Origin of the sequence: Lysinibacillus sp. FJAT-14745 (assembly GCF_001275675.1) — a bacterium.
Classification (GTDB): domain Bacteria; phylum Bacillota; class Bacilli; order Bacillales_A; family Planococcaceae; genus Lysinibacillus.
On record NZ_LITM01000013.1, the window covers coordinates 25,000 to 35,022 of the forward strand.

The 10,023-nt window shown below is 36.4% G+C and carries 6 protein-coding genes; 4 read left to right on the forward strand and 2 right to left on the reverse strand.

Annotated elements, in window-relative coordinates; genetic code table 11:
- Positions 1–13: 13 nt before the first annotated feature.
- Positions 14–148 (reverse strand): hypothetical protein, encoded by a 135-nt coding sequence (locus AMS59_RS26725; RefSeq protein ID WP_255350021.1) that lies wholly within the window; start codon positions 146–148, stop codon positions 14–16.
- A 577-nt stretch (positions 149–725) separates the two neighbouring features.
- Here AMS59_RS26725 and AMS59_RS19400 point away from each other — a divergent pair.
- The 4 genes from AMS59_RS19400 to AMS59_RS19415 all read left to right on the forward strand — a co-directional run bounded on the left by AMS59_RS19400 (position 726) and on the right by AMS59_RS19415 (position 4,807).
- On the forward strand, positions 726–2,027 hold the full coding sequence (locus AMS59_RS19400) for a hypothetical protein (RefSeq protein ID WP_053485367.1): 1,302 nt from the start codon (positions 726–728) through the stop codon (positions 2,025–2,027).
- Between the two features lie 434 nt (positions 2,028–2,461).
- On the forward strand, positions 2,462–2,719 hold the full coding sequence (locus AMS59_RS19405; protein WP_053485424.1) for a FeoA family protein: 258 nt from the start codon (positions 2,462–2,464) through the stop codon (positions 2,717–2,719).
- A complete protein-coding gene (locus AMS59_RS19410; RefSeq protein ID WP_053485368.1) occupies positions 2,716–3,441 on the forward strand; it encodes a FeoB small GTPase domain-containing protein in 726 nt (241 codons plus the stop codon). The genes AMS59_RS19405 and AMS59_RS19410 overlap by 4 nt, the downstream gene beginning before the upstream one ends.
- The gene (locus AMS59_RS19415) at positions 3,413–4,807 is read left to right on the forward strand and encodes a nucleoside recognition domain-containing protein (RefSeq protein WP_053485369.1); all 1,395 of its coding nucleotides are present in this window, start codon (positions 3,413–3,415) and stop codon (positions 4,805–4,807) included. The genes AMS59_RS19410 and AMS59_RS19415 overlap by 29 nt, the downstream gene beginning before the upstream one ends.
- A 594-nt stretch (positions 4,808–5,401) precedes the next feature.
- On the opposite strand, the gene AMS59_RS19425 is transcribed toward AMS59_RS19415, so the two are convergent.
- Positions 5,402–9,775, reverse strand: a complete 4,374-nt coding sequence (locus tag AMS59_RS19425; protein WP_053485371.1) for an S-layer homology domain-containing protein — start codon at positions 9,773–9,775, stop codon at positions 5,402–5,404.
- Positions 9,776–10,023 lie beyond the last annotated feature (248 nt).

Sequence of the window (10,023 nt, forward strand, 5' to 3'; positions counted from 1 at the left end):
TCTAGTCCATAATTTATTCGGGGGTTGTGCTTGCTGCCTGCGCTCTATCGGATACTGCAGCGAATGAAAAACTACTAGCAATAAGAATTATTGAGAGCATCATACTTAGTGAACGCTTCCACCATGTTTGCTGTTTTGTTGTTTGCATATTTTTTCTCCAATCTTTTTAAAGTTGCATAGATTATAAGTGAATGAACTCTCATACCTCCTTTACTCAACAGCATCTTTTCCCTAAGAAATTCCGTCTTTTCGATAGATTCTCTCATCATTAACTATAGAAAATCGACCTATACAAAACATATACAACAATAATTTGTCATAGGTACTTTAATGGCTTCCGTGACAATATCCACAATCCACATTTAATAGAACTCACTTTATATACAAAAAAACAGGCAATATTGTAGCTCCTTCGCCTACACCGCCTGTTTTTATCACCATATTCCGTTAACCTTCTAGACTCTTATAAGTACATAAGACATACATTCTTTTAACAAAACACACAACCTATCTACCTATTCACTAAAAATATACATAAAAAAATCCTAAGCTATGATAAAATTGGTTTATCAACATATATTAGGTTATTTACGTCTAGATATGCCTCTTTTCGGCAGGTAAATAATAAACCTATTCTCAAGGCAATCAAAGGGTTCATCTAGGGTAAAAATCCCTATGATTTACCATCACACTTATCCATAACTAAATAGGAGGTTTCCCGTATTATGAAAAACAAAAAAAAGCTAGCCTTACTTTCCCTAGTCGCAGTCCCTACACTTATCTATACTGCACCTATTACGTCAGCATCAGCTGCTGATATTACAGGACAAGTAAAAACTGCCTACATATACGATAATACTTATTACTACAACTCTAATGTTGCGAATGTTGTGCGACTTATTTCCAACATTAATGATACAACTGCTTCATTCCAAACAACTTTAGAGACAGCTAGCAAAGCATACGATGCGTTAACTGTAACGGAACAACAGTACGTCACGAATTATTCAACACTGTCAAATCATAAACAGACAAAAATAGCGTATCGTAAGCTTGCTGATCAAATTGAAGAGAAATTAGCTTCAGTAGAATCAACTTCCGTTAATTACTACCAAAATGTTATGGAAACGAAAGATTGGTACAATACGTTAAATGCAGCGCAAAAGACCTTTGTGAGTGCAGAATCACAAAGAATACTGACAACCTATATCACACCAAATACATCTATTGATAAAGTGGTTAATAAAATTAAATTGTTAAACTCTTCTCGCATTACCTTCCATCAAGATGTAGCTGATGCTAGAGCGGAGCTCAATGCACTACGCAAACTTACAAACGTTTCTTTACCCGTTGGCATAGAGCAGCTTTTATTAGATGCTGAACAGCTTGTTGTGAAGGATAAGGCAGCAGCTAAGGAAGTAGAAAATACCATTGCAGCTTTATCGCCTAAAACGTCTACTGCTCAAGATGTACAGGCAGCGAAAACAGCTTTCGAGGCTTTAACACCTGTGCAACAGCAGCTTGTGCCAAATGTCTGGACTTTAGTAGACTTTGTAAATGGAAAATATGATCTACCGACTAAAGGGAACGGGGCAAAAACTCCAGTGTTATCGGATACGGCAGCTGTACCTGGTAAAATTACAGCTATGACTAGAAACAAAAATACCTATACAGCAACAATAAACGTTGCAGACTCGGAAAATAGTAAAGATCGCTTCGTTTTAACGACAAAATCTAATATGACTGTTATTATTCCACCGCTAGGAACTCTTCTTAACGAGGATACTGGTGTTATGGAAATTAAAATTACACGAAATTTGAATCGTATCACATTCCAAGCAACATTAAATAATAAACCAGTTGAATTTGAGGCAGATATGGAAATCATTATCGATAATTTATCATCGAATGCTTCCATCGTTCGTACGTTTGATTTTGGCGATCAAGAACCTGCTGATTACACAGTAGAAGGAAATCGTTATTTCATTCAAACGCCTACATCTGGTTCATTCCAAATTGTTAGATAGTAATCCACTAATAATTTTAAGTGTAAAATCATAACCCTCTGCCAATTATTTGCGGAGGGTTATGATTTTTTCTGCTCTGCTATCGCTTCTTCAAAGCAAGACCTCTTCCTTCAAAATTCTATAGGCATCTGTAACGAAATCTTACTTACATTAATACATCATAAAGAGGACCTTTTTATATCATTACATCAACAACTTTGCTTTTCTTAGTATGCTAAATCCCCCCCATTTTTAACATTTATTGATCCAATAACTGATTAAGTAATACGCCGTCGTCCCCTTCATCAGAACGCTCTTTTATCGCGTTCTTTCTAAAAATTTTCAGAAAACCATTGACAATTGTCATAAAACAGGGATAATCATTAATAAAGTTTCCTCAGAGAAACAATATGAAGTTCGGGAAATATTATTATAGAAAGGAACAAAAAATGCATATGGAAAAAACATCATTGAAACCACTTTCTGAATGCTCATTTGGAGATTGCTTTTTAGTAAAAGAAATAAATATTAAGGGTCCTTTAAGAAGAAGATTATTAGATTTGGGCTTTGTGAAAGAAGCAGAAATCTCTGTTCTTCGTAAAAGTCCTTTAGGAGACCCTGTTGCTTATCGCGTAAGCAATACGACGATTGCATTACGCAATGATGAAAGCTCGATGATTTTAGGCGAAATTGTTAGGGGGAATACAAAGTGAGAGTAAATCGAATAGCTTTAGCAGGTAATCCAAATACCGGGAAAAGCACATTATTTAATACACTAACGGGATTGAAGCAGCATACCGGGAACTGGCCAGGGAAAACGGTTATTCATGCAGAAGGATCTTTTGAACACAAAGGAGAGCAATATGTACTCGTGGATTTACCCGGGACCTATTCTCTATTTTCCAATTCAGCAGATGAAGAAGTTGCAAGAGACCATATTGTTTTTGACCAACCGGATGCAACGATTGTAGTGCTTGATGCAACATCTTTAGAGAGAAATTTAAATCTTGCACTCCAAGTTTTAGAAATGACTAATAACGTCATCATTTGTATCAATTTAATTGATGAAGCGGAGAAAAAAGGTATCCGAATTGATGACAGGAGATTAGCTCGTGAACTAGGAGTCCCAGTCGTAAAAATATCGGCAAGAAATAAAAAAGGTATTAATCGGTTGTTGGATACATTAAGTCAACTAGTGAATGGGCAAATTGTGACAACTCCGTATCGCATGAAATATTCGAAAGAAATAGAGGAAGCCATTACAAAGATAGAATCGAAATTAGAAGGTTATTTTGATGAAAAATACCCATCAAGATGGGTTGCTCTTCGCTTACTTGATGGTGACGAGGAATTGATCTTAAAACTGCAAAATCATAAGAATAATAAACAGCACGAGGTGAGAACGAATGGAGTCCCAATCAGTGTTAAGTCATAGTTCACTTAAGGGTATTTTAGCTGAAGTGAACGAGATTTCGAATGAGGATATTCGAGATGAAATCGTTAGTGATATTTATACTAAAAGCAAATCTTTATGTAAAAAAGTAGTATCGCAGCAACCTGCAATGTACAGATCTGATAAATTAGATGAAATTTTCACATCCCGCATTTGGGGATTCCCTATTATGCTTATCTTGCTTGGGACCGTCTTTTACATTACTATTGCTGGCGCAAACATACCATCTGAAATGTTAGCAAGCTTATGTGGCTATTTAGAAGGTCAGCTAACGAGTCTTTTTGAAACAATGCACGCACCAGAATGGCTACACGGTATTTTAGTTCTTGGGCTATTTAGAGGAACAGGTTGGGTTATTAGTGTTATGTTACCACCAATGGCTATATTCTTCCCTATGTTCGCCCTATTAGAAAACTACGGTTACCTACCACGAGTAGCGTTTAATATGGACCGTTTATTCAAACGAGCAGGTGGACATGGGAAGCAGTCATTAACAATGGCAATGGGCTTTGGCTGTAATGCTGCTGCCATTCTGTCAACGAGAATTATAGAATCTCCTCGTGAAAGAATGTTAGCCATTTTAACGAACAATTTTGTTCCTTGTAATGGGCGATGGCCAACACTTATTTTATTAGCATCATTATTTATGGTAACTGGTTTTTCAGGTGCAACAAGTACACTTGTAACTTCAGGCATTTTAATAGGATTTGTTATGTTGGGCGTCGTTGTAACATTATCTGTTTCCTGGGTTCTTTCTAAAACAGCTTTAAAGGGTGTACCAACACATTACACATTAGAGCTTCCACCATTCCGAAAACCAAAGTTTTGGGATACAGTTTTAAGAGCAAGTATTGATAAAGCATGGAATGTATTAAAAAGAGCAGTTATCGTTGCAGCGCCTGCCTCTATTTTGACTTGGGTATTCGCCAATATTTACGTTAGTAATACGAGCATTCTAATGCATTTTGTTAACTTTTTAGAGCCATTTGGTCACGCTCTCGGTATGGATGGCTTTATTATGGCTGCATTTATTCTTGGGCTACCAGCCAATGAAATTGTTATCCCTATCCTGATTATGGCGTATTTATCCCAAGGCGCTATGCTAGAAATTGAGGACTTATCAAAGCTAAAACAAGTGTTTATCGACCAAGGTTGGACTTGGTTAACGGCTTTAAATATGATGTTATTCTCACTTCTCCACTACCCTTGCGGAACAACTTTAGTCAATATTTATAAAGAAACAAAAAGTGCAAAGTGGACATTTATGTCATTCTTAATTCCAACTGTTATTGCCATTGGCGTAACATGGCTAACAGCGACAGTTGCTCGCGCGTTTGGTTGGGTATGATGATAGAGGGGCTGGAACAAAAGGATTTTAGCCAATGAAAAACCCGAACTATATCCCGAAACGCTCATTCTTTGTTTCGTAATAGTTCGAGTTTTTTATTTATATTCTTTGTTAATTTAAAAATTATCCATCTTTCCTAAAGGACAAATTAGTTATGTCCCAGCCTCTTTTTTATTATCTAGAGAATGCTATTAAACTTAAAAAAAGTCTACCATGGCGGGCCTTTTAATGTCTGGCTATACGGCTTGAATCTCATTGGCAACAGATAAAGAAAATCAAGTGGCGCTACAGGTGGTTTAACAACTGCAGCTGGCATAACAGGATGTAAAGTTCTTAACCAGAGTTCCTCTATTTCAGTAGGTAGTTGGACATCCACTGCAAGGAACAACACCCGCTCATCATCTACAGAGGCGGGAGTCTTCTGCTAAATAAAGATATAGAGAAAATGTTCGTAGGGTATGTTCAATTTGGTGAAAGACACCCATTTTCTTTAACATAAAAAAGATAGAAAAAATGACAAAAGGCATTGAGAGTTAACATCTCTATGCCTTTTGTCGATAGTTTGAAAACCTTACTGATGAGGATCTCGATTCACTAAGGTTTAATATTAGAACCGAGTTCAAAGTAAGTATTGTTATTTTTATCGTTAGCCCATACAATATTTCCATATTTGTCAACTGTGAAGATAAAGAAGTTATTACCTTTTGTAAATACTGGATCATATTTTGGATCAACAGCAGGTGGTGCTGTTAAATCTAATTTAAATTGTTTATTTGCAGGACTTTGAGCGTATAATTTATCGCTACCATATGCAAGTATTGTATTGTTTGATGTTTTAGGATCTTTTACCAAATCTATTACTAACTGAGGATCGATAGTTTTAGCTCCCCCAGTTACTGCATAGTAGTATCGTTGATCAACTGAGAGATCAGCATCAATATAAACAATAGCACGCATAGTTTTTGATGCCGGTACATCATTTGTACCAATATTAGTACCTGTAACTACAGCATCATCAATTCTGTTCTTAATTGGTCCTGGATATACATACTTACCGAAGTCAGCTAAATCAAACTTATTACCTTTATCATTGAAAATGTAATCACGTGCTTCATCTTTCATCTTAACGGTAAATGTTTTATCCGCCGTACCTGAGGTAGTTGGTTTAACAATTAATTGGCTTTCATCAGTTGTTTTTGTACCTTGTGTATACTTAACAAACTGATATTGCGAAGTTATATCTTGCCCGGACTCGTCAGTAATTGTTAATAAGCTTAGATCTTTAATTGAAGAATCGCCTTTTTCATCACGCATGATAGCTTCACTGAATGAAATCGTAAATGTACTATCTGGATTACGATATACAATATTACGTTTCTTTTCTTTATCGACTGTCATTTCAAAACGTGGTGGTGTCCCATCGGAATAGAAATCTTGTTTCATCCAGCCTTTATTTGTTTCATCATGATTATCTCCAGCATCATTAGCTTTGTAGACGGTTATATTACCATACGTATCCTCCGCTCCTAGGTATACAACATACTCTGTATGCGGATTTAAAGTTACATCTGGTGCTTCAGTTAACGGGAGTGCCCCTTTTCCACTTTTCGTAACACTCGGGCTAGTTCTAAGTTTGTCTTCTAAGAATTTGCGCTCTGCAGGTGTATCAATCTTTAAATTAGCTGAATCATTCGTTGTCCCATCTGCATTTTTCTTCGGTACAAACCAATAATGCAGTTTAGTTGTCTCATCAGTATTGAAACTGATCATTGCTTTTGTATCATCTTTTTCCTTAGGCTTTACAACTAAGTCTTTAATTAACGGCGCTTTCGTATCACCGATTATTTCCTTCGACGTAATTTTTGAAATTTCCCCACCACGATCCTTTAATACCATGTAAACAGAGTAGCTTGAGAATGGATTAAGTTTGTCTTTGGAAATAGCAATAGGGAATTTCTTTGTAGCTTCCTCTAAATCAGCCGGACCAGAGCCAATTTCAATATAAATATTTTTTCCACCTATTTGGAAGTAGCCTGATTTTAATGATGAATCCTTCGCAAATTCATTGACAAAGTCTCGCTCTGTAATCCCTTTGTCGGCTAAATATTGCTTAAATGTCTTTGTTTCACCATTGTCTACGATCGTATCAGGTAAAACCATATAATAATACGTACCAGCCTTATTTGGCTTGAATTCAACTTCAACTCGTTTAAAATTATCAGATTCGTCTGGTTTACTAACAACATTTTCAATCTTCATAACCGGCATATCAAGTTTTTCATGCACGTATTCTGCAAAATTCCGAGCATTTTTACCAGGTTCAACAGTATTGGTATTTTCAAATTCATTGCCTGCTAAGTCCTTAACACCAGGTAATACAGTTACACGTAATGTATCTCCATAGACAAAACCTGTTTCTGATGGAATTGTTAATAATACTTTTTTATCGCCTTCTTTATACTCTACAGCAGAAGGTTTAATTTTTTTCTGTCCTGTCGTATTGACGATAACTGTTCCTGATAAATCGTAGTTATTTACATTTCGTGCGCTTTCAGGGTCTAATGCTTCATTTAAATAAATGTAGAATTGATTTTCCTTTCCAGCGGCAGGTTCAAGCTTTGTCTTCTCAACATACGGATTGATATTATCAATTTCTCCCGTTTTAAATTCCTTCACTGCAGCAGGATCTTTTGAATAGTTGCCCGAATCATCCTTCATCACTACATAAAGTTGGTACTCCGTTTCAGCTTCTAAACCCGTTAACATTTCAGTAATTCCAAGTTTACCCGCAACCGCCTTGCCTTTACCTGTTGGTTTAGCAACAATATCTGCAGTTGTTGGATCAGCTGCTGTCGTCTTTTTACGTACGTAGTAGTAATAGTCTCCTGGTTCACTTGCTGTAAATGTAAACTCTGCACGTTTTCCGCCATGTAGAGGTGTTACTGTTAAAGATTTAACTACTGGCGGTGAAGCATCTTTCATTTGTAATGATTGCGATTTAATATCCGAAACATTTTTCGCCCCGTCAACGACCATCACATAAACAACATATTCTTTTTTCTCACCTAATTTAGTGATTTTAAAAGTGTTTTTGCCCTTTACTGCTGCGCCTGTTCCACTCGCCGTATTATCAGTAGAAATACGGTTTACCATTTCTTTTTTCGTTGGTACATCGGCGCCTTTTTCACGAACAATATAGTAGTAAGTTCCAACTTTATCTGAAGTGAAATCTACCTGTGCCTCACTACCACTTAAAACTGATACATTCGTAATGTCGATTAAAGGCTTCGTTTTATCAGTTGGTTTTTGATTTTCAATATCGTCTTTATCAATCGGTTTACCGTCTGGATCAGTAATAATGCCTACATTATCTTTATCCTCTAGGAAGTCGTCGAAAATATTATTCGGTGACTCGCCCTTCGGTATAATCACTTTGTCAACATACGTGTAATCTCCAAGATCAACCCAACCATATACATTATCAACGTACAGAATACCTACACGACCGTCTATATACAATTCTAAATCTGTATAGCTATTGTAGTTAATCCTGTCGATATTGCCATCTCCGTAAATTGTTAGCTTCGTTTCTGTATCAAGATTTAGTGTGCCGATATTCCCTTGAATCTCAAATTCACGGACATTCCCGATGATGTCTACACGTGGTAGCTTCATATTTGTTTCGATTTTTGTACCGCTTTGAGAGATAAGTAGGCGTGATACAGTGCTGTTATAAAATTCAATATGTTTTTCAACATTTTTCATCGTCACTTTATTTTTAGACCAGTTCTCAAATGGCTTGTTTTTATCAGGATTTTTGTCGGAATTCTGATCTGTCCAATTTTGGAGATCTGTTGTCGGACCATTATTGGGCGAGGACGAGCCTTCATCATTTGGATTTTCTGGATTAGACCAGTTAATAAATGCCGTATTGGTACTTGCTATGCGGCCAAGTGATAATGGTTTATAGTTGGAAACGCCTAATTGTAAAGGTGGGCGTACCGTTTCGTTCACTAGCATTGTGCCAGTCAATGTAACATTTGAAAATTCAATATAGTTCCCATTGACAACGATAGTCGCGCCGAAGGACTTATGATCCCCATCAAACTCTAGAAATTTTGAGCTTGTCCCACTTGCATTCAATGTTAGCTTTGATACAGAGCGGATGGTTTTGCCTGAAAGATCCCCTTCAATAAGCGCTCCTTTTAATACCGGTGCATTATCTTCGTTAAAAATATGTGAGAGACTTTCCGGTACTGAGTAGGCCTCACCATTGATGAAGACATTATCGTCTTCAACACCTGTAATTTTGAAAGATGTAGCATTGCCTTTTTTCTCCTGTGAACGCACAATGAAGGATGCAATTTGTCCACGTGTTACCGCATTGTATGGTGAGAAAGTGACAGGTGTTGTTCCTTCTGTAATCTTTAAATCTACTAAAGTTTGAATATAAATGGCATTGCTCGTTTGACTAGTAACATCTTGGAAACTATGGTTGTAATTAGACGCTATCTCAAATTTAAAGCCTAGCGCTAAAATTTTCGCTAATTGCCCACGTGTAATCACTTCATTAGGCATAAATGTTCCGTTTGAATACCCAGACATAATTCCTGCATTTTGTAATGCAGCTATATAGTTGTAATATTCACTGCTTTCTGGAACATCTTTAAAATATGGATCTTCTACATTTTTTAAATCTAAGTTTAATACAGTTGCCAGCATTTTTGCTGCTTGACCACGTGTTACATTTTGATTTGGTCGAAAGGTTTTATCTGCATACCCACTAATCGCACCTTGAGAGTATAATTTTAAAATATTATCGTAATGGCTTGAATATTGGTCAATATCCGTAAATGGTGAAGTAGCCGCAGCTACATTTTGTGGTGGTACTACAACAGCAATCCCACTAGTAGCAAAAACAGTTGCTATAAGTGCTTTGTTCACTTTTTGGACTTTTGTTTTATCCATCCCACTCTTCCTTTCATCTATGTATTTGATACGTTCAAAATATCATTTTCATCATACCCTTTATATCGACAGGTAGATAGTGAACCTTCATAGATATTTCTAAAATACTGGAAGAAAATCGTTAACAAAAATCAGCAATAAACTTAAAAAAGATTCATTATCAAAAGTTAGACACTACCGTCGCATGAATTTTAACTGAAATTTCAGATTTATTATTCCGCCTTTTTAGAGTAAAAACGAAGACATGT

Coding starts and splice junctions, on each gene's coding strand:
- AMS59_RS26725 (WP_255350021.1), bottom strand. CDS start 148: ATGCAAACAACAAAACAGCAAACATGGTGGAAGCGTTCACTAAGTATG.
- AMS59_RS19400 (WP_053485367.1), top strand. CDS start 726: ATGAAAAACAAAAAAAAGCTAGCCTTACTTTCCCTAGTCGCAGTCCCT.
- AMS59_RS19405 (WP_053485424.1), top strand. CDS start 2,462: ATGGAAAAAACATCATTGAAACCACTTTCTGAATGCTCATTTGGAGAT.
- AMS59_RS19415 (WP_053485369.1), top strand. CDS start 3,413: ATGGAGTCCCAATCAGTGTTAAGTCATAGTTCACTTAAGGGTATTTTA.
- AMS59_RS19425 (WP_053485371.1), bottom strand. CDS start 9,775: ATGGATAAAACAAAAGTCCAAAAAGTGAACAAAGCACTTATAGCAACT.